At 66.3% G+C, this 21,416-nt stretch carries 21 protein-coding genes and 1 tRNA gene; 9 read left to right on the top strand and 13 right to left on the bottom strand.

From position 1 onward, the window contains the following. Positions 1-11 precede the first annotated feature (11 nt). The 7 genes from mnhG to ACN0RC_RS12515 form a co-directional block, all read right to left on the bottom strand. Positions 12-401 (bottom strand): monovalent cation/H(+) antiporter subunit G, encoded by a 390-nt coding sequence (gene mnhG, locus ACN0RC_RS12545; protein ID WP_417512215.1) that lies wholly within the window; start codon positions 399-401, stop codon positions 12-14. Then, positions 398-667, bottom strand: a complete 270-nt coding sequence (locus tag ACN0RC_RS12540) for a monovalent cation/H+ antiporter complex subunit F (protein ID WP_417512213.1) — start codon at positions 665-667, stop codon at positions 398-400. Before ACN0RC_RS12540 ends, mnhG begins: the two co-directional genes overlap by 4 nt. Then, entirely contained in the window at positions 664-1,236 is a 573-nt protein-coding gene (locus ACN0RC_RS12535; protein WP_417512211.1) for a Na+/H+ antiporter subunit E, read from the bottom strand. The genes ACN0RC_RS12540 and ACN0RC_RS12535 overlap by 4 nt, the downstream gene beginning before the upstream one ends. After that, complete coding sequence (locus tag ACN0RC_RS12530) at positions 1,233-2,786, bottom strand: Na+/H+ antiporter subunit D (protein ID WP_417512209.1); 1,554 nt, start codon at positions 2,784-2,786, stop codon at positions 1,233-1,235. Before ACN0RC_RS12530 ends, ACN0RC_RS12535 begins: the two co-directional genes overlap by 4 nt. Continuing rightward, on the bottom strand, positions 2,783-3,385 hold the full coding sequence (locus ACN0RC_RS12525) for a Na(+)/H(+) antiporter subunit C (RefSeq protein ID WP_417512207.1): 603 nt from the start codon (positions 3,383-3,385) through the stop codon (positions 2,783-2,785). Before ACN0RC_RS12525 ends, ACN0RC_RS12530 begins: the two co-directional genes overlap by 4 nt. Further along, entirely contained in the window at positions 3,385-6,330 is a 2,946-nt protein-coding gene (locus tag ACN0RC_RS12520; protein WP_417512206.1) for a Na+/H+ antiporter subunit A, read from the bottom strand. The genes ACN0RC_RS12525 and ACN0RC_RS12520 overlap by 1 nt, the downstream gene beginning before the upstream one ends. A gap of 94 nt (positions 6,331-6,424) precedes the next feature. Continuing rightward, positions 6,425-7,489 (bottom strand): LacI family DNA-binding transcriptional regulator, encoded by a 1,065-nt coding sequence (locus tag ACN0RC_RS12515; protein WP_417512204.1) that lies wholly within the window; start codon positions 7,487-7,489, stop codon positions 6,425-6,427. Positions 7,490-7,547: 58 nt separating this feature from the next. Between ACN0RC_RS12515 and ACN0RC_RS12510 the strand changes: the two genes are divergently transcribed. The 3 genes from ACN0RC_RS12510 to ACN0RC_RS12500 are packed head-to-tail and all read left to right on the top strand — an operon-like array spanning position 7,548 to position 10,178. Further along, on the top strand, positions 7,548-8,777 hold the full coding sequence (locus tag ACN0RC_RS12510; protein WP_417512202.1) for an MFS transporter: 1,230 nt from the start codon (positions 7,548-7,550) through the stop codon (positions 8,775-8,777). Between the two features lie 9 nt (positions 8,778-8,786). Then, positions 8,787-9,482: an endonuclease NucS gene (gene nucS, locus ACN0RC_RS12505; protein WP_417512200.1), complete on the top strand. Its 696-nt coding sequence runs from the start codon at positions 8,787-8,789 to the stop codon at positions 9,480-9,482. Between the two features lie 15 nt (positions 9,483-9,497). After that, positions 9,498-10,178: an HAD hydrolase-like protein gene (locus ACN0RC_RS12500; RefSeq protein ID WP_417512198.1), complete on the top strand. Its 681-nt coding sequence runs from the start codon at positions 9,498-9,500 to the stop codon at positions 10,176-10,178. Positions 10,179-10,248: 70 nt separating this feature from the next. On the opposite strand, the gene ACN0RC_RS12495 is transcribed toward ACN0RC_RS12500, so the two are convergent. The 3 genes from ACN0RC_RS12495 to ACN0RC_RS12485 form a co-directional block, all read right to left on the bottom strand. Then, positions 10,249-10,455 (bottom strand): cold-shock protein, encoded by a 207-nt coding sequence (locus ACN0RC_RS12495; protein WP_417512196.1) that lies wholly within the window; start codon positions 10,453-10,455, stop codon positions 10,249-10,251. Between the two features lie 255 nt (positions 10,456-10,710). Beyond that, complete coding sequence (locus ACN0RC_RS12490; protein WP_417512194.1) at positions 10,711-12,759, bottom strand: MMPL family transporter; 2,049 nt, start codon at positions 12,757-12,759, stop codon at positions 10,711-10,713. An 82-nt stretch (positions 12,760-12,841) separates the two neighbouring features. Continuing rightward, on the bottom strand, positions 12,842-14,461 hold the full coding sequence (locus ACN0RC_RS12485; RefSeq protein ID WP_417512192.1) for an MFS transporter: 1,620 nt from the start codon (positions 14,459-14,461) through the stop codon (positions 12,842-12,844). Positions 14,462-14,664: 203 nt separating this feature from the next. Between ACN0RC_RS12485 and ACN0RC_RS12480 the strand changes: the two genes are divergently transcribed. Continuing rightward, positions 14,665-14,838 (top strand): CsbD family protein, encoded by a 174-nt coding sequence (locus ACN0RC_RS12480; RefSeq protein WP_417512190.1) that lies wholly within the window; start codon positions 14,665-14,667, stop codon positions 14,836-14,838. Between the two features lie 94 nt (positions 14,839-14,932). Here ACN0RC_RS12480 and rarD read toward each other — a convergent pair whose 3' ends face one another. Together rarD and ACN0RC_RS12470 are read right to left on the bottom strand one after the other, a co-directional pair. Next, positions 14,933-15,847, bottom strand: coding sequence for an EamA family transporter RarD (gene rarD, locus ACN0RC_RS12475; protein ID WP_417512381.1), 915 nt, complete (start codon positions 15,845-15,847; stop codon positions 14,933-14,935). A 32-nt stretch (positions 15,848-15,879) separates the two neighbouring features. After that, positions 15,880-16,440, bottom strand: a complete 561-nt coding sequence (locus ACN0RC_RS12470; protein WP_417512380.1) for a small multidrug efflux protein — start codon at positions 16,438-16,440, stop codon at positions 15,880-15,882. A 112-nt stretch (positions 16,441-16,552) separates the two neighbouring features. Between ACN0RC_RS12470 and ACN0RC_RS12465 the strand changes: the two genes are divergently transcribed. The 3 genes from ACN0RC_RS12465 (at position 16,553) to ACN0RC_RS12455 (ending at position 19,959) form a co-directional block, all read left to right on the top strand. Continuing rightward, positions 16,553-17,785 (top strand): sensor histidine kinase, encoded by a 1,233-nt coding sequence (locus ACN0RC_RS12465; protein WP_417512188.1) that lies wholly within the window; start codon positions 16,553-16,555, stop codon positions 17,783-17,785. After that, entirely contained in the window at positions 17,782-18,384 is a 603-nt protein-coding gene (locus tag ACN0RC_RS12460) for a response regulator (protein ID WP_417512186.1), read from the top strand. Before ACN0RC_RS12465 ends, ACN0RC_RS12460 begins: the two co-directional genes overlap by 4 nt. A gap of 186 nt (positions 18,385-18,570) precedes the next feature. Continuing rightward, positions 18,571-19,959 (top strand): DUF2252 domain-containing protein, encoded by a 1,389-nt coding sequence (locus tag ACN0RC_RS12455; RefSeq protein WP_417512184.1) that lies wholly within the window; start codon positions 18,571-18,573, stop codon positions 19,957-19,959. A gap of 28 nt (positions 19,960-19,987) precedes the next feature. Here ACN0RC_RS12455 and ACN0RC_RS12450 read toward each other — a convergent pair. After that, positions 19,988-20,070: transfer RNA gene (locus ACN0RC_RS12450), tRNA-Leu, on the bottom strand. A gap of 144 nt (positions 20,071-20,214) precedes the next feature. Here ACN0RC_RS12450 and ACN0RC_RS12445 point away from each other — a divergent pair. Then, complete coding sequence (locus tag ACN0RC_RS12445) at positions 20,215-20,898, top strand: FhaA domain-containing protein (RefSeq protein ID WP_417512182.1); 684 nt, start codon at positions 20,215-20,217, stop codon at positions 20,896-20,898. Then, on the top strand, positions 20,895-21,416 hold the full coding sequence (locus tag ACN0RC_RS12440; protein WP_417512180.1) for an FHA domain-containing protein: 522 nt from the start codon (positions 20,895-20,897) through the stop codon (positions 21,414-21,416). The genes ACN0RC_RS12445 and ACN0RC_RS12440 overlap by 4 nt, the downstream gene beginning before the upstream one ends.

Genomic DNA, 21,416 nt, shown 5'->3' with positions numbered 1-21,416 from the left:
ACCTCCGCACCTCAGCCCGCAGCGGGTGGGGTCTGCTTCGACTCGGCGAGCTCGTCCACGACGAGCGTGCGCTCCTCGGATGTCCCGTTCCGATACGCCTGGCGCCCGACGATATGGGCCGACAGCGGCGCGGTTGCGAACTGCATCAGCACGATCGGGGCGACAAGGGCCACCCCGAGCAGAATTCCGCCCACCGACCGCTGCGACAGCGCGATGGCCAGGCAGATCAGCATGAGTCCGAGCACCTGCGGCTTCGTTGCTGCATGCAGCCGCGAAGGCACGGCGCGAAAGTGCAGCAGTCCGACCGCCGCTGAGAGACACAGCAGTGCGCCGAGCAGGATCAAGACGAGCACGGTGACGTCGATGACAGCATCCGCAATTTCGAAACCGAGGACATTCATGAGGTCGTGTTGTCCCTTCGCGCGACGTATCGTGCGACAGCGATCGACCCGAACACGCCCACGGCGGCAATGATCAGCAGCACCGGAATGCTGCGGGTGTGTCCGTTGATCGCCATCTCGGCCCCGATCACACACATCACTTCGGTGAGGAGAACATCGGATGCCACGGCGCGGTCGAGAATCGACGGACCCCGAATGATGCGGACCACCGTCAGCAGCGCCGCGACGCTGAAGACGACGAAGATCACGAACATGAGCCAGTTCATGCCTTGCCCTCCGCCCGCTCGTCGGCTTTCAGTGCACGATACTGCGCGGGGCTACCCAGCGCCCGAACAATCCTGCGCTCCCACCGCAGCACGCCCGCGCGCTGCTCCTCGACGTCGTCGAGATTGCGCACGCCGATCACATGCAGATACAGGATGCCGCGGTCGCGGTCGGTCTCGACGACGAGCGAACCGGGGATCAGCGACGCTGTGATCGAGACATGCGTCATGATCAGGTCGTCTGCATAGCGAAGGTCGACGCCGATGATGGCGGCACCAGGCTGGCGCCGGAAGTCGAACACCTGAATGGTGACCGCAACGGCGCCGCGCACGATCGCCCAGACGAACTGCACGGCGAACAGCACCACGTACCAGAGGTTGATGCGGCCGGACAGTTCGATCGTCGGCAGTCGGAAGACCCGCGTGACGAAGATCGCGACCAGCAGGCCTGTGACGAAAGAGAGCACCGTGAACTGGTTCCACACCAGCATCCACAGCACGATCAGCCAGGCGAGGAACGGCAGCTGCAGAAGGATGTCACGCACGATGGTGCGCCGGCTCTCGGGGCTCACGGACTCGCCTCCTCTTCCAGCTGGATGAGGTTCACCGGCTGCAGCAGGGACTCGCCGATGCTCGCGCACAGTTCGTAGAGCGGGCCGGCGAAGACGGTGAGCATCAGTGTCACACCGACCATCCCGCCGGTCGCAACGGTCATGATCTTCGGAATGCGGCGACGCTCCTGCTGCTCGTCGGCGGCCGGAGCATTGCCGAGATACGAGACGCGCCCGTCCGTCTCGGTGGAGTCCTCCTCTTCGCGCCAGAACGCGAGGTTCCATGCGCGCATGAGTGCGTAGAGAGTCAGGAGCGAGGTCAGGATGCCGCCGAAGATGAGCACGATCATGATCGGGGTACCGACCTCGGCCGCAGCATCGAACAGCGCGAACTTTCCGATGAATCCGGAGAACGGTGGCAGGCCGCCGAGGTTGATCGCGGGGACGAAGTAGAGCACGGCGAGCAGCGGCGCCGCTTTCAGCAGTCCCTTCACTCGCAAGATCGAGGTGCTTCCTGCCCGGCGCTCGATGAGTCCAACGGCCAGGAACAGAGTCGTCTGCACGATGATGTGGTGCACGATGTAGTACACCGTCGCGCCGATCGCCGCGGGGGTCGCGATGGCCAAACCGAAGATCATGTAACCGACGTGACTGACCAGGGTGAACGACAGGATCCTCTTGAGCTCAGCCTGCGCGACAGCGCCGAGAACTCCCACGGTCATGGTCGCCAGCGCAATGATCAGCAGCAGCATGTTGATGTCATTGCTGGCGAAGAGCTGCGTCTCGGTGCGGATCAGAGCGTAGACGCCGACCTTCGTCAGCAATCCGGCGAACACCGCGGTGACCGGCGCCGGCGCCGTCGGGTAGGAGTCCGGCAGCCAGAACGAGACCGGGAAGATCGCGGCCTTGATGCCGAAGGCTGCGACGAGCATGAGGTGCAGCACGAGCTGCGTGTCCTGCGGCAGCTCGGTCATCCGCTCGGCGATCTGCGCCATGTTCACCGTGCCGAGTGCACCGTAGATCGTCGCGATCGCCGCGAGGAAGATGATCGATGAGACCAATGAGACGACGATGTACACGGCGCCGGTTCGGATGCGCGACTCGGTGCTGCCGAGAGTGATCAGCACGTACGAGGCGACCAGCAGGATCTCAAAACCGACGTAGAGGTTGAAGAGGTCGCCGGCGATGAAGGCATTGAAGATCCCGGCAGCGAGGATCAGATACGACGGGTTGAAGATCGAGATCGGGGTTTCATCCGCCCCATCGGCGGCACCCTGACCGATCGAGAAGAGCAGAACCGCGACCAGCACGATGCTGGAGATCAGCACGAGGAGCGCTGCGAGCCGGTCGACGTAGAGCACGATGCCGAACGGCACCGGCCACCCGCCGACCGAGACCGCGAGCGGCGCGCCCTGATCGACGACGAACAGCAGAATGGCCGCGATGACGGCGACGGCCGTGAGGCTCGCCACGGTGACGAGCACCTGCAGTCGGGGGCTCCGCCCGAAGACGAGAGTGATGGCAGCGCCGAGCAGCGGAAGCGCGACGAGCAGCGGGACGAGCGCGCTCACGTGCGGTCCCCCTCATCGTCGGAGTCGGTCCCTGGCCCCGCTTCGGTCCCTGAGCCTGTCGAAGGGTCGAATGCCGCGGCATCCCACGACCGGTCGACGGGCGCGTCATCGTGAATCGACGGGTGATCCCGCATGTGCAGCACGGTGATGGGCGAGGTGCGCACGTCGACGAAGTCGGTGGTGGCTTCTTCGTCGTCGATGTCCTCATCGTCGTCGAGCACGTCTTCGTCAGCATCCGTACGTGCGCGAAGCGCGATGTCTGCCTCATCGTCCTCGACGGTGTCGGCCTGGCCCAGCTGCCACGAGCGGTAGATCAGCGCGAGCAGGAATGCGGTGACGGCGAACGTGATAACGATGGCGGTGAGCGTGAGCGCTTGGGGAAGCGGGTCGCTGAGGTCGCCGGTCCCTGAGCCTGCCGAAGGGTCGAAGAAGGGGGCGTTGCCTGGTACGCCCATGACGATCAGCAGCAGCAGGTTCGTCGCATTGCCGAGCAGCATGAATCCGATGAGCACCCGGGTCAGGCTGCGCTCGAGCATCGCGTAGACGCCGGCGGCGAAGAGAATCGCCATGACGATGATGAGGGTGAGTGAGACATCCATCAGGCGCCCACCGCCCGACTGCGCAGCTCTTGCGTCTGGCGGTCGACCTCGGCACCGAGGCTGCGCAGCACATCGAGCACGAGACCGATCACGACCAGGTACACGCCGATGTCGAACACGGTCGACGTGACGAACTCCATGTGACCGATACCGGGTATCTCCCATTCCCAGAACGTGCTGGTCAGCGGTGCAAGACCGAAGAACAGCGGGATGACAGCGGTGCCGACCGAGAGCAGCAGCCCCGCGCCCAGCAGGTGGCCAGCATCGGTGGGCGCCGCAGACCCGAGCTCCCAGCGACCGCCGGCGATGTACCGCATCACCAGCGCCATTCCCGCGACCAGGCCGCCGGCGAATCCGCCACCTGGCTGATTGTGGCCGGCGAAGAGCAGATAGATCGAGACCACGATGATCGTGTGGAAGAGGATGCGCACGATGACTTCGAGCAGAATCGAGCGGTTCTCCGGGTTCATCTGCTGACCGCCCACCAGCCACGCACGAGGACTGCTGCGATTCTCTGCGGTCTGGAAGCGCACACCCTCTGTCGTCTCGACGAGCGGCATGATCCGCGCTCGTCGCCGAAGCCGCTTGGGGAGGGCCGGGCGGGCCGAGAGCATGTCGGCGCGATGGGTGACGAAAACGAGGGACGCCACACCCGTGGCCGCGAGCACCAGAACCGACAGCTCGCCCATGGTGTCCCAGCCGCGCAGGTCCACCAGCGCGACGTTGACGACGTTCTGTCCGTGTCCGAGCTGGTAGGCGAGTTCGGGGAAACCGACCGAGATCGGCTCTGCGACGCGCGACTGCGTCGCGACGATGACGACGAACGCCATCGTGAGACCTGTGCCGATCGCGAGGAGCGCACGGGGGATGCGCGACACCGACGCGTTGTGCTCCCCCAAGCGCGACGGCAGGCGGCGAAGCACGAGAGCGAAGGTGACCATGGTGACGGTCTCGACGAGGATCTGTGTGAGGGCGAGGTCAGGTGCGCCGCTCGTCGCGAAGAGCGCGACCATGCCGAGTCCGGTGACCGAGACGAGCACGACGCCCGTGTAGCGCTTGCGCGCCTGCACGGCGAAGACGGCGGCGAGCGCCATGATCGGTGCGACAGCGATCTGCGTCGGAGTGTGCCACGCAGACAGATTGAGCTGTTCGACATCGCTCGCGAGAAGGGCAGTAACCTCTGCTGCCACGAAGACCACGAAGATCGTTCCGACATAGACCGGCAGTGAACCACGCTGGGTGAGCGTCGTGGTGAGGACCGAGAGCCGGTCGACACCGCGCATCACGAACGCGTAGGCATCCGCCGCGGTGAAGGGCAGCAGTCGCGGTTTGGCATCCCAGCCAGTGCGGCGAGTGAGCAGGAACAGCCCGATCCCGAGCAGGATCGAGGCGATCGAGATGCCCAGCGCCGGCTCGAACCCGTGCCAGAGCGCCAGGTGGCCGGTGCCCTCGGTCGGCACGCCCTCGGCATCCAGGCCGGGAATGGCGGTGACCGCATAGCCGTGTAGTGCGACGTCGAGTGCGGGGGCGCCGAGGCCCGCGGCAAGTGTGAGGCCGGCGAGGATGATCGGCGCCGAGAGGAACCCGACGGGTGGGTCCGGCCAGACGGTGTCCGGCATCGGCGCGCCCTGCTTGTCACGCTTGCGCCAGAACGCTCCCCAGAGGAAGCGCACGCCATATGCCGCAGTCAGCATAGATCCGAGGATGACGCCGATCAGGGCCACAAGGCCCCAGACCGAGCCGCCCATCGCGTCGTCCAGAAGACTGGTGAGCGCGGATTCCTTCGCGACGAATCCGATCGTCGGGGCGATCCCCGCCATCGATGCCACCGAGATGAATGCCGCGGTCGCCATGACCGGCGCCTGTCTGCCGACGCCGGATAGCTCGCCGATATCTCGCGTGGAGAGCTGACGGTCGATGACGCCGACGATGAGGAAGAGCGCTGATTTGAACAGCGCATGCCCGATGACCAGCGCAAGCCCTGCCAGCGCTGTGGCCTGCGTGCCGTAGCCAACCATGACGGTGAAGAAGCCGAGCTGGCTCACCGTGCCGAATGCGAGCACGCGCTTGAGGTCGGTCTCACGCAGCGCCTGGAAACCGCCGAGCAGCATGGTGAACACACCAAGCGAGATGACGATCGGCCGCCACGGCGCGGACAGCGCGAAGATCGGAGCGAACCGGGCGATCAGATAGATGCCGGCCTTCACCATCGCCGCCGCGTGCAGATACGCACTCACCGGGGTGGGAGCGGCCATCGCGCCAGGAAGCCAGAAGTGGAACGGGAAGATCGCCGACTTGCTGATCGCACCGATCAGCAGCATGACGATCGCGGCGTTGACGAGCGGACCGGACGGCGCGATCTCCAAGATCCTCGAGATACTCGTCGTTCCGGTGTCGACCGCGAGCAGCACCACTCCGACGAACATGACCAGACCGCCGAGGGTTGTCACCAGCAGGGCCTGGAGTGCGGCACGACGGCTGGCTGCACGACGACGGTAGTGGCCTATGAGCAGGTACGAGAGGATGCTGGTGATCTCCCAGAACATCACGAGCATGATGATGTCGTCGGTGAGGACGAGCCCGTACATCGCTCCCGCAAAGCCGAGCAGTACGCCGGCGAACTGCCCGATATCAGTGGTGTCGTCGTAGAAGTACCAGCGGCAGTACAGCAGTACAAGGGCACCGACGCCCGTGACGATCAGAGTGAGCACCCAACCGAGCACGTCCATGTGCATCGACAGATTCAGGCCGAGCTGCGGGATCCACGCCACGGACTCGAACGGCGAGGGGTCTGCCGCGAGCACCTGCGGGGTCAGAGTGAGCGCGTGCACGAACGCCGCAGCAGGAACGAGAGCCGCGACCGCGAAAGCCTGTGCTCCGAGCCAGCGCACCAGAACGGGAAGAACGAGAGCCCCGAGGAGGAACACCGCAAGGAGCACGATCATCGGCGGCTCCTCAAGGGCTCGTCGGCCGGAAAAGGCACAGGCGGGCGGGTTTTTCCCAGTTTACCCGGAGCTGGCTCTCCCCGATGCGAAACCGTCAGTGTGCGGGAGCGCCGGTGGTGGTTCCTTGACGGAATCGGCATGTCAGGTGCAACGATTCGGCCTGCTCTCCGCGCAGCATCCGTGCGACCTGCTCGCCGGCCGCTCGCCCCTTCTCGACCGCGGGCTGGACCATCGTGGTGAGCACGTGGTCGCCGATGCCATCGACGCGAACGCCGTCGAAGCCCGCGACGCTGAGGTCTTCAGGAACGCGCAGCCCGAGCTCTTCTGCCGCGCGGATCACACCGACCGCGAGCAGATCGCTCTGTGCGAGGACGGCAGTGGGGCGGTTCGCGGGGTCCTCGAGCAGCGTGCGCCCGGCGATCACGCCCTCATCGATCGAGCTCGCCTTCGTCGCGAGCGCCATCGCGTCGGGGTAGACCTCGCGCACGCCATCGAGCCGCTCGACGGTGACCTCCACCGTGGCCAGGGCAAGCCGCTCTGGTGTGAGCAGGCCGCGCTGGCGGTCGCCTCCCGCCGGTAGCGTCACGATCGCTACACGTGTGTGACCGAGGTCCCTGATGTGGCCGGCGATCTCGGCTGCCGCGTCGTGATTGTTCAGCGTGATGCGCGGGATGCCTTCACCGGCGTCGCCTTCGATCACGACAACGGGCAGCCCTCTGCCGCGCACGATGTCCAGCGATGCGCGGAACCGAGCGGAGCATCCGATCAGGACTGCCGCATCGACCGGGGCGGTATTGAGGGAGGACACCCCGTCGTCACCGGGCTCATCGCGCAGCAGCAGCACGCCGGCGCCGAGATCGGCGAGACCGTCGGTGAGGCCGTCCATCATCGGGATAGTGACCGGATCGAGGAACGCAGTGCGCAGCTGCCCTTCGAGGACGACGGCGACGATTCCGCTCCTGCCGCGGCGGAGGGAAGCCGCCATCGGGTCGGGGCCGGTGTAGCCGAGCGATTCCGCTGCGGCGAGCACGCGCGTACGGGTCGCGTCTGACACCTTCGTCTTACCGCTGAAGACGACGGATGCTGTCGACGTGGACACTCCGGCTTCATGGGCGACATCGGAGAGAGTCGCCCGACGCGGTGCGGATGGTGCGGTCATATCTCGAGGATAGCCGCTCCGAGTTTTGTGCATCGAATCGATTCGATACTCTGTGAGGATGGAATCAACGCTCACTCGCGCGCAGTATTCACGCTGGCGGAACGCGGTCTTCGCGATCTTCCTCGCCAGCGGCATGTCGTTCGCGACGTGGGCCTCTCGGGTTCCGGACATCAAGCGGATGCTCGAGATCGACAATGCGCAGATCGGTCTTCTGCTGCTCGGCATGGGCATCGCGTCGATCCTCGGCATCTCGACCGGACCTGCGGTGATGGCGCGCACCGGCGCGCGCCGCGGGATGCTGGCAATGATGATCATGCTGTCCATCGGCCTCGCGCTCCTCGGAGTCGGCACGAGCGTGCTCATGTCGTTCCCGGTCGTGATCGTCGGTCTCGCGCTGTTCGGCTTCGGCAACGGGGCCCTCGACGTCATGATGAACGTCGAGGCGACTGCGATCGAGCAGGTGGCGGGGAAGACGATCCTCCCGCTGTTCCACGCCTTCTTCAGCTTCGGCACCGTGATCGGAGCGGGGCTCGGCTGGGTGGCGGCTGACGCCCAGCTCTCTGTCGTCGTGCACACCTCCGTGATCACCGTGGTCATCCTGGTGCTGGCGTTCGTGTGCTTCGCCCACGTCCCTGACCGCAAAGCCACGCTCGACCCGCAAGAGTCAGGCGAGAAGCCGCACTGGCGCGAGCGGATGCACGACGCGCTGTCTGCCTGGCGCGAACCGCGCACCTATGCCCTCGGCGTCGTGATGCTCGGGATGTCATTCGCCGAAGGCGGGGCGAACGACTGGCTCGCACTCGGCACCGCCGAGGACCACGGCGGTGGAACCGCGATGGGCGCCGCCGCTCTGACCGTGTTCTCGGTGTGCATGACCACAGTGCGGGTTTTCGGCGGACCGCTCGTCGACCGCTTCGGCCGGGTACTCGTGCTTCGCGTTCTCGCGGTGACGGCAGCCGGCGGCATCCTGCTGTTCATCCTCGCCCCCTCGCTTCCGTTCGCCTTGCTCGGCGCCGCAATGTGGGGCCTGGGCGCATCGCTCGGGTTCCCACTGGGCATGTCGGCGGCGGCGGATGACCCGGCGAAGGCGGCAGCGCGCGTGAGCGCGGCGGCGACGATCGGATACATCGCCTTCCTCGGCGGCCCGCCGGTGCTGGGCCTCATCAGCGAGCACATCGGGCTGCTGAACACCCTGTTCATCCTGGTCGCGCTGGTCGTGGCATCCGGACTGTTCTCCGGGGCGGCGAAGCCGCTGGTGAAAGAGAGCGTCCTCGCCGAGACGAAGTAGGCTCTTCGCGTGCGCCTCGTCATTGCCCGTTGCTCCGTGAACTACACCGGTCGCCTCAACGCCCACCTCCCGTTGGCGACCCGACTGCTGGTGCACAAGGGCGACGGCAGTCTGCTCGTGCACTCTGATGGCGGCAGCTACAAGCCGTTGAACTGGATGAGCCCGCCGTGCACGCTCACGGTCGAGGAGCCGGGCGAAGATGAGGCCGACGCAGGTGTGATCGACGTCTGGCGCGTCACGCACAAGAAGACCGGCGATGCGCTGCGCGTGCAGATCTACGAGGTGCTGCACGATTCAGCGCACGAGCTCGGCATCGACCCCGGCCTGCAGAAGGACGGCGTCGAGGCCGACCTGCAGCGACTCCTCGCGGAGCAGGTCGATCGCATCAGCGAAGGCGCGACCCTGGTGCGTCGCGAGTACCCGACGGCGATCGGGCCGGTCGATCTGATGGTGCGGGATGCAACGGGCGCCGCCATCGCGGTCGAGATCAAGCGCCGCGGCGACATCGACGGCGTCGAGCAGCTCACCCGCTACCTCGAGCTGCTCGGACGCGATCCGCATCTCGCACCGGTGCAGGGCGTCTTCGCCGCTCAGGAGATCAAGCCTCAAGCGCGCGTGCTCGCCGAAGACCGCGGCATCCGCTGCCTCGTGCTCGACTATGACGACATGAAGGGCATCGAGTCCGGAATCCCGCGGCTGTTCTGACCATAGGCTGGAGGCATGCTTCTCTCTCCCTACACCTGTGTGCTGTGGGACGTCGACGGCACGATCGCCGATGCGACTCCCGGCATCTTCCCGCGTCTGCTCGAGGTGCTCGCCTCCTTCGGGCTGCCGGCCCCCGACGTCGCAGACCTTCCGCGCTGGGTCGGACCGCCCATGCACGAGTCATTCCAGCTCCTGGCCGGGCTCAGCTCCGAGCAGGCCGATGAGGCTCTCATCCGCTACCGCACTCTCGCCGCCCGCGACGGGTACGCGGCATCGGTCGACATCTACCCCGGCGTTCCCGATGTGATCCGCGCGGTTGCGGCGGCTGGGATCCCGCAGGCGACGGCGAGCACGAAGCCCGAGAATCAGGTGCGCGCGATCCTCGAGCACAACGAGCTGATCGGTCTGTTCACCGCGATCTCCGGCGCACGCAGCGGCGCAATCGGTCGCGCGGACGGCAAGGCGGATGTGATCGGGTGGGCTCTGGAACGCCTTGAGGCCGCTGGGGCTGACGTATCCAGGCCGGTGCTCATCGGCGATCGGCACCACGACGTCGAAGGGGCAGCTCACTTCGGCATCCCGGTCATCTTCTCCGAGTGGGGCTTCGGGGATGCCGTCGAGGCGGAAGGCGCCGCATACCGCGCGTCCGACGCCGAAACTCTGCACGCGCTGCTTCTGCAGGCAGAGGCCGCTTAAGCCACAGAACTCCCCGCCGATGCACGCGGGTAGCGTGCTCTCGAGCAGGGAGCTCTATGGAAATCGACCCTCAGAGGGGGCGGATGTTCTCGGCCTGCAGGCCCTTGGGGCCCTGCGCCACATCGAACTCGACGCGCTGGTTCTCGTCGAGTGAGCGGTAGCCGCTTGAATCAATGGCGGAGTAGTGCGCGAAGACGTCAGCGCCGCCGTCGTCGGGGGAGATGAAGCCGAAGCCCTTCTCCGAGTTGAACCACTTGACCGTGCCTTGGGTGCTCATGTACTGCCGTTCTGCTGGATGTCATCGGCGCTGGATGCCCCGACGATGCCCACATTATCTGCGCACTGTCTGAGGGGAATAGCTTCGCTCGGATGTTAATCCAAATGTTGCAAGTGCCCAGGAACGAAGACGGCCCTCACCGCGGGGGGAGCGGTGAGGGCCAAAGACGACCGGAGGGTGCGTCGAAAATACACTAACCCAGGATCGGCAGGCTTGTCCCCCATTTGGGGGACAATTCCCGAATCGTGTCGAGTTTCACGGCCTCGCGGCCGTCGGGCGCGAGCTCGGCCACCAGATCCGGTCTCCGATGATGCTGAACAGCGCCGGAACGATGACGCTGCGCACCACGAGAGTGTCGATCACGACGCCGACCCCGACGATCAGTCCGAGTTGGCCAAGGGTCACCAGCGGCAGCACGCCAAGGGCGGCGAATACCGCAGCCAGCACGATGCCTGCACTGGTGATGACCGCACCGGTGTGCGACACCGCCCGCACCATTCCCTCACGCGTGCCGACGACCGAGGCCTCCGCACGCGCACGATGCACGAGGAAGATCGTGTAATCGATGCCCAGCGCGACGAGGAAGAGGAACGCCAGCAGCGGCACCTGCAGGTCGAGTGCGGGCTGATCGAACACCACTCGGCTGAGCCACGCACCTGCACCGATCGCCGCGGCCGCACTGACGAGGTTCACCAGCAGCAGCAGAACCGGGGCGAGGATCGAGCGCAGCAGCACGAGGAGCACGATGAAGCACACCGCGAGCACGAGCGGGGCGATGAGCAGCAGATCGTGCATGTTGCCGGCGCGAGCGTCGAGGTCAGTCGCCGTCGCCCCACCCACGAGCGCATCGGCATCCGGCACGTCGTGCACGATGTCTCGCAGTTCGGTGACGAGGTCGAGACTCTCGGCGGTGCCCGGCGCGTACTCACCGGTCACCATGATCCGTGTGAGATCGCCGTCGGCGGTCTTGCCGGTCGGATGCACGCGCACGACCCCGTCGACGTCTTCGACGGCCGCCAGCACCTCGTCGGCGTGAGCGCTCGAGGCGACGATGAACATCGGCTGCGCCTCCCCTGCGGGGAAATGTGCCCCGAGAGTCTCGAGCCCGGCCGCCGATTCGGACTGCACGCGGAACTTCTCGACCTGATCCAGACCGACACTCGTGCCGATGAGCCCCGTTGCCATCACTCCAAGCAGCGCCAGGCCTGAGACCAGACTCACCACGGGGCGACGCGAGACTCCGGTGGCGATGCTGTGCCACACCGACTCTCGACGCGCAGGCGCACCGGGCTTCGGCACGAACGGCCAGAACACGCGACGTCCGCACACGGCGAGAATCGGTGGCAGCGCGAACAGCACTGCGGCGAGCGCGATCAGCAGTCCGGCGGCAGACGAGATGCCGAGCCCGCGAGTGCCGGGGATCACGGCGAGCGCGAGGGTGAGGAGTGCGAGCACGACGGTGACGTTGGATGCCACGATCGCGGGGACCGTCTTGCGCCACGCCGTGCTGAGCGCGGCACGATGGTCGTCGTTCACGGCGAGCTCTTCGCGGTAGCGCGAGATGAGAAGGAGGGCGTAGTTCGTACCCGCTCCGAACACGAGCACGCTGATGATGCCGGCGTCGAACTGCAGATCGAGCCAGGAGCCGAGCGCGCCGATGACCTTGCCCGCCAGCTGATCGGCGAACGCGACCACGATGAGTGGCAGCAGCCAGAGCACCGGAGAGCGGTAGGTGATGATCAGCAGCAGCGCGACGATGACGATGGTCACCAGAAGCAGCGTGAAGTCGGCGCCGTCGAACGACGACGTGATGTCCGCACCGAAGGCGGGCCCGCCGGTGACCTGCAGCGTCACCCCGTCGATCTGTGGGATCGACGCCCGCAGTTCCTTGACGATCTCAGCAGTCTCGGAGTTGTCCTCGCCGACCGTGATGGGCGCGACGATCACCGCCGCCTTGCCATCGTCGCTGACGCTCGGCGGCGAGGACTGCAGCCCGGTGTGCTCGTCGAGGGTCGGTGCAAGTGCGTCAAGGGCGTCAAGATCGGATGCTGTCAGCACCCCGGCATCCGCCCGCGAAGCGACGACGATGACGGACTGCTCGTCAGCATCCGGGAATTCGTCCAGCAGTGCGCTCACCTGCGCGGACTCCGAGTCGGCCGGCGCCGTCTCATTTCCCGACGGCGCATCGATTCGGCTGAACAGGCCGAACAGGGCGACGAAGACGAGAAGGACGATGCCGAGTGAGATCCACGCGCCTCTTCGCGAGGTGAGCCGATCGGAGAAACGCGCACGAATTGCTGTCATGCTTCCAGCCCATCAGCGCACGCGCATCCGGACATCGCTCAAAAGGTGGAGATCTCACCCCGCCCGCCGCGCGCAGGCACGGCTAGCGTGAAGCGCGCTGAAGGCGCAGGGCGCCGATGAAGCCCAGCAGCAGGAAGACCATGGCGATCAGCAGCGACCAGCGTGTGGCGTCGGTGAACCCTGCCGAGAGGGCATCCACTGCTGCGGTGGTCTGGTCTCCGAGCGCGCTCTTGTCTCCCTCTCCGCGCAGCTGACCGATCACGGTTCCGGCCGACTGGCGCGCGGTCTCTGCGAGCTGATCGGCGGCCTTTCCGCTCACCCCTGCGGCATCGAGCGAGGCGGGAAGCGTCAGTGCGAGCGCGACAGACAGCGTCGCTCCGGCGAATGCGGTACCGAACGCGGAGCCGATCTGCCGGACCGTGCTCTGGGTCGCCGAGCCCTGGCCGGACACCTCGACGGGAACGTCGCGGAGCACCGTGCCGGTGAGCTGCGCGGATGCGAGCCCCAGGCCCAGGCCGTAAACGATGAGCGGCAGCGCGACGAGCCACCCCGGGCTCGTGCTCGTGATGAGCAGGGCGAGGGCGCCGATGCCGATCACTTCGAGCCCGAGGCCGATCAGGACCGTGCCCGGTGACCCGAATCGCGCGGCGAGATGGCGCGCGGATGCGCCCGAGAAGAACGCCCCCACGGCCATTGCGGCCAAGACGAGCCCCGCGCCCATGACATCGAGGCCGAGCGCATTGATGAGATAGAGCGGAAGCACGAAGATGATCGCGAACTCGCCGACGGCGACCATCGCCGCGGTCACGTTGCCCCACGAGAAGGTGGGGAAGCCGAAGAGCGAGAGGTCGAGGATGGCCGAGCGGCGCACCTTCTCGCGGTGGCGCTCCCACACCACGAAGAGCGTCAGTGCGACAACCGCAATAGCGAAAGCGATCGGAACAACCGAGACCGGAGCATCCATCGGCCAAGCCCAGCCGAAGAGCTCGAACTTCGCCGTCGGTTTCCACCAGCCGATATCCGGCCCCTCGATGACGGCGAACACGAGCGCTCCGAAACCGATCGCGCTCAGCAGCGCGCCGTCGACATCCGCGCCGGGGCGCGCCTTGCCGCCCTTCGTCTCAGGAACGAACAGCATCGCCCCGATGAACACGAGGATGCCGAGGGGAATGTTGACCAGAAAGATCCAGTGCCACGATGCCCACTGCGTGAGCGCGCCGCCCGCGAGCGGTCCGATGGCAGCAGCTCCCGAGATGACCGCTCCCCACACCCCGAATGCGGCCGCCCGGTACTTGCCGCGGAAGACCGCGTTGACAGTCGAAAGCGTCGAAGGCATGATCAGCGCGGCGCCCACCGCCTGCACGGCGCGTGCCCCGATCAGGGTTCCCGCGGCATCCGACATGGCCGCAAGGATGCTGCCGCCGACGAAGATCACCAGTCCGATCTGGAACATCCGCCGGCGTCCCCACCGATCTGCAAGCCGCCCGGTCGACAGCAGCAGCGCCGCCAGCAGTACGGCATACAGGCTGTTCACCCACTGCGCGTCGGTGAGATCGAGATGGATATCGCTGATGATGACCGGCAGCGCGACGCCGACGATGGTTCCATCGAGCACGATGAGGCCGAGCCCGAACGCCAGAACGGCGAGTCCGATCCACTCCTTGCGGGTGGGAGCGGATACCGCGGTGTCTTCGACGCTCATGAGTCCACCTTTTTCTCGATCGGCCAGACGACACCTTGACCGTAGCGCGGCGCAACTCGTTTCTGATCCATCAAAAGGATGACGCGTCGGCGCGTTCGTCGGATGACTAGCTTTTCGTCTGCGAGACGTCAACCCCTTCGCCGGATCGACACCGCGGTGCGAGGGTGAGGAACACGGATCCCGCCGACGAAAGGAATGGATCAATGGGCATTGGAGACAAGGCGAAGCACACCGCTGAGGACATGGCCGGTCACATGAAGGAAGCCGCCGGCAAGGTGACCGACAACGAGAAGCTCGAGGCCGAGGGCAAGATGGATCAGGCCAAGGCTGACATGAAGAAGGCTGGCGACGACGTCAAGGACGCTTTCGACAAGTGATCTGAGCGCCAGATGAGACGGGGCTTGCCGACACCTGCGGGTGCCCGGCAAGCCCCGTCTCGTTCGTCCACCCTTGTAGCCTTCGGCCTGATGACTACAGCGGCGGCTCTTCGAGGTGTGCGCGCCGTCGGCGTCCGCCGCTGAAACCGAGCAGCACCAGGGCGATCACGATCGGGGCGTAGACGAACGCGTCGGCGGTCGTCAGGATCTCGCCGAGAAGCAGCGAGGCGCCCAGCACCAGCAATGGCTCAAGGTAAGACAGCAGACCGAACAGCGAAAGCGGCAGCAGACGTGAGGCGAGGATGTAGCAGATCATCGCCACCGCGCTCAGCGTCGCCATGATCAGCACCATCGGCCATGCCGCCGGTATTCCGCGGCCAGGGTGAGCCGTGTATGAGGTGACGATCACGACGATGGCCGGCACAGCGAGCAGGGCGATCTCAATGAAGAACACCTGCATCGAGTCGATGCCCGCCCACCGCCGCAGGGCGAAGTAGACCGGATACAGACCGGCGATGATCAGCACGGGCCAGTTCACTCCCCCGGCGATCACCGCCTGCGCGAGGACGCCGAAGGCGGCGGCGATCACCGCCGCCCACTGCAGAGCGTGCAGACGATCGTGGAAGAACACGCGCCCGACGACGACCATCACCAGCGGCAGTAAGAAGTAGCCGAACGCGATGTCCTGCGCATGCCCGTTGGCGGGGCCCCACATGAACACCCACAGCTGCACCCACATGATCGCTGTATTCACGAGCACGATCACGATCAGCTTCGGGCTGCGCGCGATCCGTGACACCACCGTCTTGAACTGTCTGCGCGCCTGAGAAGAGACGTGCACCGCGCCGAGGGCTGCGAGGATGAACAGCACCCGCCAGGCTGTCGTCTCCTCGGACGAGAACCCGTCCAGGTGCCCGCCCAGCAGACTGATGACGCCGAACAGGACCGAAGCGAGGACGGATGCCGCGACGCCTCGGCCGGTGGATGAGAAGGGTGCAGTGCGAGAGATGATCTCAATCTAGCGGCGCGAGGCCGGTGGCCTCAGACCGCGAAGTGTACGATGCCGCTGACCAGTATCGAGATGCCCGTCGTCCACCCGATGATCGCGACGGCCTGCCAGATGAGCACACGGGCGGTGCCGACACCGATCGCTGCGAGCATCGTGGCGGTGAACTGCGTGGGCAGCAGAAGAGGTCCGAGCAGGCTCACACCGGGAACGCCGTAGCGGTCGAGCGCCCGCTGGAACTTCTGCTTGCGAGCGGTCTTGCGTGCGCTCTCGTCTTCGACGTGGACGCTGTGAGCGGCAGCATCCGCTTTCCCGGTGGCCACGCCATCGGCGCCGACCAGCGCCTTCGCGCGGTGCCGATTCACGACCGCAGCACGGGCCCGCGCACTGAGCAGCACGACGATCGCAACGCAGGCGAAGTTGCCGACGATCGCGGCGATCGCGGCGATCACCGGAGGGATGCCGCCGAGGATGCCGATGGTCGCAGCGCCCTCCCCCTCGATGAAGGGAACGGCCCCGGCGAGGGCGATGATGAGCGGCTGCACCAGCTCTGGCACCTGGGCGACAAGGTTCTGGAAAGTCTCGATGAGGTTCATGACTACAGTCCAGTCGAGCGACCGGAATTCCAGAAGTGTCATGCTGTCACCTCTGTGCGGGCAGTTCGCATGGCCGATGGGTGACATCTGTCACGCCCATAGGCTTGAAGGCATGAGTGCCCTTCTGCCCGATTCCGGTCTGCCCGATGCGCTCGGCGCACGCCGGTTGAGTCAGGGCATCACGGCGACCTGGTGGTACACGGTCAGCGGCGTCATGATCTTCCAGGTGATGGTGGCGCTGATCTGGCTGACGGTGCTCGTCGGCAGAGACACCGATCCGCTGGTCGTCGCGGTCGTCGGAGTCACGAGCCTCCTGTGGTGTGCGGCCAGCGTGCCTCTGCTGCTGCAGTATCGCCACCGCGATGACTCCGCCGGGCCGTTCGCGAACTGGCGCGGCATCGTCGTCCCGATGGCAGTCGCTGTCGTCTTCGGAGTGCTGGCCGGCGTCCTCACCGGAATCTGGGTGTTCGGCGCACTTCCGATTGCACAATCGCTGATGCTGCTGAACTGGCCGCGCGGCATTCGCGTGCGACTGCTGGTCATTGTGATGGTGGTGCTCGGCGCACTGTCGTTCATCGATCTGCGTACGTCGTTCACAGACGTGGATGTGCGCGAGAGCAGCGGCTGGTGGCTGTTCACGTTCTTCGCCGTCATGCTCCCGGCGATGACGGTGATGTCGCTGTGGTGGTGGGATGTGCTGGTCACCCTCGACCGTGCGCGCGCCGCCGAGGCTCGCCTGGGTGCGACACAGGAGCGACTGCGGGTCGCGACGGACGTTCACGATCTGCAGGGGCATCATCTGCAGGTGATCGCCCTGCAGCTCGAACTCGCCGAGCGTCTGCTCGGAAAAGATGATCCGGATGCTGCGCTCGAACAGCTGCGACTCGCGCGCACCAGCGTGGCTGACGCGCGCCAGGGCACGCGCGACCTCGCGATGCGCTTTCGCGGGGTGCCGTTGCCCGACGAGATCGCCAACGCCGTGGATCTTCTGCGTGCGGCAGGAACGACAGCGGATGCCGCGGTGTCTGCCGATGCGGCCGCGGCACCGGCATCCGTTCTGGGTCCGGTCATCCGCGAGACGACCACCAACGTGCTGCGGCACGGCGGCGGCAAGTGGGCGCGATTGTCGCTGTCGCTCTCACGGGACGGCAGGTACTGGCGATACGAGATCAGCAATGATGCGCCGCATGATTCTGCGGACACAGGCGGCGGTTCGGGGCTCGAGGGGATCACGCGGCGTGTGACCGAAGCAGGCGGCGACGTGCACATGGACCGCGGCAAGGGAGAGTTCCACGTGATCGTGACGGTGCCCGGTTCTGCGATCGGTGCGGAGGCGGGCCGATGATCCGTGTGCTGCTCGCCGATGATGAGGCGATGATCCGGTCGGCTCTGGCGGCGCTGCTGCGCCTCGAAGACGACATCGACGTGGTCGCAGAGTGCGCCGACGGGCTGCAGGCAGTGGCCCTCGCCGAGAAGCTTCAGCCCGATATCTGCCTTCTCGATCTCGAGATGCCTGGACTCGACGGCGTAGAGGTGGCCGAGCGGCTGAGGCGCACGAGCACCGCGCGCTGCGTCGTCGTCACCCGGCATGCTCGCCCTGGCGTGCTGCGGCGAGCGCTGGCATCCGGTGTGGCGGGGTTCCTGCCGAAGTCTCGCGGTGCGGACGAAGTGGCGGAGGTCATCCGCCGCGTCGCGGCCGGCACGCGCTATGTCGACCCGGAGGTCGCCGCGGACGCGCTGAGCGACGAGCGCAGCCCGCTCACCGAACGCGAGCTCGACGTACTGCGCGCGGGCCGCCGCGGCGAGACGACCGGTCAGATCGCCCGGGCCCTGTCACTCGCACCCGGAACCGTGCGCAACCACATCTCGGCCGTGCTCTCGAAGCTGCACGTCGCCACCCGCCAGCAGGCCGTACTCATGGCCGAGGAGCGCGGTTGGATCTGAGCCGCGTATCGGTCGCGCGGGATGGATTTCGCGGCCGAACCCGCCCTCCCCGCCACGTTTTCCATCCCACGCGCCTGCGATCCCCCCGCGCACCGGCAACCCCCGCGCCCGCGATCCGCGCGCCCCTTGTCCGCGGCATCCCGTAGCTATAGCTTTTGGGGAACCGGCGCAGAAGGGGCGATCGCGATGAATCACTCACTACCGAGCCTTCCGCCCAGTCGCGCGGAGCGCCGTGCGTCCGGAGAGAACCGTCGCAAGGCTCTCCCCCGCAATTCGCTGGCTGCGATCGGAAGCGCTCCGCGCGATCCCATGGGGATCATCGACGAGCAGAACGCAAGGCGACTTCAGGACCTGGTTCCTCTGCGCGCGGAGCGCATGGGCCAGAACCCGTTCGCCTTCTACCGGGGCGGCGCAGCGATCATGGCCGCCGATCTCGCCGCCGAACCGCACACCGGCATCCTGGTGCCATCGTGCGGAGATGCGCACGTCGCGAACTTCGGCTTCTACGCCTCGCCGCAGCGCACCCTCGTATTCGATCTCAATGACTTCGACGAAGCCGCCTGGGCGCCATGGGAATGGGACCTGAAGCGGCTCCTCGCGAGCGTGGTCATCGCGGGTCAGAGCACCGCGCGCGACGAAGGCGTCGTACGAGAAGCTGTGGTCACGGCGGTGACGACCTACGCGTTCGCGATGCGTGCCGCAGCCGAGGCCTCGCCACTGCAACGGTATTTCACGCACTTCGATGCAGCGGTAAGCACGACGATCATGGATCCGAAATCTCGCAGAGTGTTCAAGCGTGCGATCAAGCAGGCCAAGAAGCGCACCGGTGAGCGTGCCTCCCGCAAGCTCACGCAGCGAAGCGAGCACGGCACACTCAGTTTCGTCCCGGCACCCCCGACCATGGTGCCGGTCGGCGCCGAACTGCACCGACTTCTCACGGCGCTGATGCAGCGCTATCTGCTCACTGCGGGCGCAGACATCAACATGCTCCTGCGCCACTACACCGCGGTCGACGTCATCCGTCGCGTCGTTGGAGTCGGCAGCGTGGGAACGCGCTGCGCGCTCTCGCTCTTCGAAGACGGCGACGGCAACTCTCTGATCCTGCAGTCGAAGCAGGCGGAGGCGAGCGTGCTCGCGCGATACGGCGGCATCGCGCAGCCGCCCGAGCTGGACGCCCTCGTCGACGCATTCGGACAGGGCGCTCGAGTCGTCGCGATGCAGCGCATTCTGCAAGCGCTGAGCGACCCCTTCCTCGGATCGCTGCGCCACTCGGACTCGACGATCAGCGACCTCGACCTCTATGTCAGGCAGTTTCACGACATGAAGGGCGGCATCGAAATCGAAGAGCTCGAAGACGGACCCTTCACCACCTATGCGCAGGCCTGCGCGATCACACTGGCACGATCGCACGCGCAGGCACCGCAGGCCGCCGAGGTTAGTGGATACCTCGGCACGGGAAAGGCTGCGGGTGAAGCGCTCTTCGACTGGGCCACCTCATACGCCCAGCGATCGCTCGAGGACTACCGAACCTTCGTCTCACGAGGCAGCGGATATGCGAAAGGCCCCCGATCCTGAAACCCAGGTCGGGAGCCTTTCATTCGCGTGCGCGAGGGGGGACTTGAACCCCCACGTCCATAAGGACACTGGCACCTGAAGCCAGCGCGTCTACCATTCCGCCACTCGCGCGAGCGTCGCGTTCCGAAGAACCCAACTTCACGAGGATATCACGCGATTTCACTGGCTCAGAACGCCATTGGAGGACTCCGAAACGGCACACGTCCAGGACACCTGGCTACGATATGTCTACCGCCGCCATGCCAGAGGAGCCCAGTGGGACTACTTGACAGCTTTGAGAAGGGTCTTGAGCGCGCCGTCAACGGTGCGTTCGCCAAGACCTTCCGCAGCGGCATCCAGCCGGTGGAGATCGCGTCCGCGCTGCGCCGCGAGGCCGACATCAAGGCGGCCGTCGTCAGCCGCGATCGCATCATCGCCCCGAACAGCTATCTGGTGCGCCTGAGCGCCGATGATCTGGATCGGATGCGCGGGCTCGGCGCCGCATTGACTGACGAACTGCATGCGCTTCTCACCAAGCACGCGAAGTCCCAGGGTTACAGCTTCGCCGGCCCGCTCTCGATCACGCTCGAAGCCGACGAGAAGGTCGCCACCGGCACCGTGCGCGTGGGCTCGGGCACGGCCGAGGGCCGCGTCACCTGGCAGGCAGTCATCGACGTCGACGGACGTCGTCACACCATCACCAAGGCCCGCACCGTCATCGGCCGCGGCGGCGACGCCGACGTCACCATTTCGGATGCCGGATCCAGCCGCAAGCACGTCGAGATCCTCTGGGACGGCGAGCGCGCCATGATGCGCGACCTCGGCTCGACCAACGGCACGAAGGTGAGCGGCGAGAAGGTGCGCGAAGCACCGCTGCCCACTGACACCACGATCACGATCGGCCGCACAGACCTCGTGTTCCGTGTGATCGCCGTCGCAGCAGGCGGAGGCGCACGATGAGTGAACTCGTCCTCCTGCTACTGCGCATCGGCTTCCTCGTGCTGCTGTGGTTCTTCGTCTTCGGCGTCGTCTATTCTCTTCGCGCTGACCTCTTCGGCGTGAAGGTGCGAAAGCTTCCTGTCGGAGCATCCGCCGGCGCCCCCGCGGCCGCACCTGCGGCCCCGCCCCGCGACGCAAAGCCCAAGGCCGCCCCCAAGAACGGCTCACCTGCCACGACCTCCAGCGTCTCGAAGCTCGTCATCACCTCCGGTCCGAAAGCGGGCCTCGAACTACCCCTGGGGCACGAATCGATGACCATCGGCCGATCGAGCGAGTCCGCGCTCGTCATCCGCGACGACTACACGTCCAGTCACCATGCCCGCCTGCTGCTGGTGCGCGGCGACAACTGGGCGATCCAGGACCTCGACTCGACGAACGGAACCTTCCTCGCCGGCAAGCGCCTCGGTAGCGCTCCGGCATCGATCAGTGTCGGCGACGCCGTCAAGGTCGGCGCCACGACCTTCGAGCTGCGAGCCTGA

This window comes from Microbacterium sp. (genome assembly GCF_048259935.1).
Classification (GTDB): Bacteria; Actinomycetota; Actinomycetes; order Actinomycetales; family Microbacteriaceae; genus Microbacterium.
Note: the sequence above shows the minus strand (reverse complement) of the source record. Positions and strands in the feature narration are given on the sequence as shown.

Coding starts and splice junctions, on each gene's coding strand:
- mnhG (WP_417512215.1), bottom strand. CDS start 401: ATGAATGTCCTCGGTTTCGAAATTGCGGATGCTGTCATCGACGTCACC.
- ACN0RC_RS12540 (WP_417512213.1), bottom strand. CDS start 667: ATGAACTGGCTCATGTTCGTGATCTTCGTCGTCTTCAGCGTCGCGGCG.
- ACN0RC_RS12525 (WP_417512207.1), bottom strand. CDS start 3,385: ATGGATGTCTCACTCACCCTCATCATCGTCATGGCGATTCTCTTCGCC.
- ACN0RC_RS12520 (WP_417512206.1), bottom strand. CDS start 6,330: ATGATCGTGCTCCTTGCGGTGTTCCTCCTCGGGGCTCTCGTTCTTCCC.
- ACN0RC_RS12515 (WP_417512204.1), bottom strand. CDS start 7,489: ATGACCGCACCATCCGCACCGCGTCGGGCGACTCTCTCCGATGTCGCC.
- ACN0RC_RS12510 (WP_417512202.1), top strand. CDS start 7,548: ATGGAATCAACGCTCACTCGCGCGCAGTATTCACGCTGGCGGAACGCG.
- ACN0RC_RS12500 (WP_417512198.1), top strand. CDS start 9,498: ATGCTTCTCTCTCCCTACACCTGTGTGCTGTGGGACGTCGACGGCACG.
- ACN0RC_RS12495 (WP_417512196.1), bottom strand. CDS start 10,455: ATGAGCACCCAAGGCACGGTCAAGTGGTTCAACTCGGAGAAGGGCTTC.
- ACN0RC_RS12490 (WP_417512194.1), bottom strand. CDS start 12,759: ATGACAGCAATTCGTGCGCGTTTCTCCGATCGGCTCACCTCGCGAAGA.
- ACN0RC_RS12485 (WP_417512192.1), bottom strand. CDS start 14,461: ATGAGCGTCGAAGACACCGCGGTATCCGCTCCCACCCGCAAGGAGTGG.
- ACN0RC_RS12480 (WP_417512190.1), top strand. CDS start 14,665: ATGGGCATTGGAGACAAGGCGAAGCACACCGCTGAGGACATGGCCGGT.
- ACN0RC_RS12470 (WP_417512380.1), bottom strand. CDS start 16,440: ATGAACCTCATCGAGACTTTCCAGAACCTTGTCGCCCAGGTGCCAGAG.
- ACN0RC_RS12465 (WP_417512188.1), top strand. CDS start 16,553: ATGAGTGCCCTTCTGCCCGATTCCGGTCTGCCCGATGCGCTCGGCGCA.
- ACN0RC_RS12460 (WP_417512186.1), top strand. CDS start 17,782: ATGATCCGTGTGCTGCTCGCCGATGATGAGGCGATGATCCGGTCGGCT.
- ACN0RC_RS12455 (WP_417512184.1), top strand. CDS start 18,571: ATGAATCACTCACTACCGAGCCTTCCGCCCAGTCGCGCGGAGCGCCGT.
- ACN0RC_RS12440 (WP_417512180.1), top strand. CDS start 20,895: ATGAGTGAACTCGTCCTCCTGCTACTGCGCATCGGCTTCCTCGTGCTG.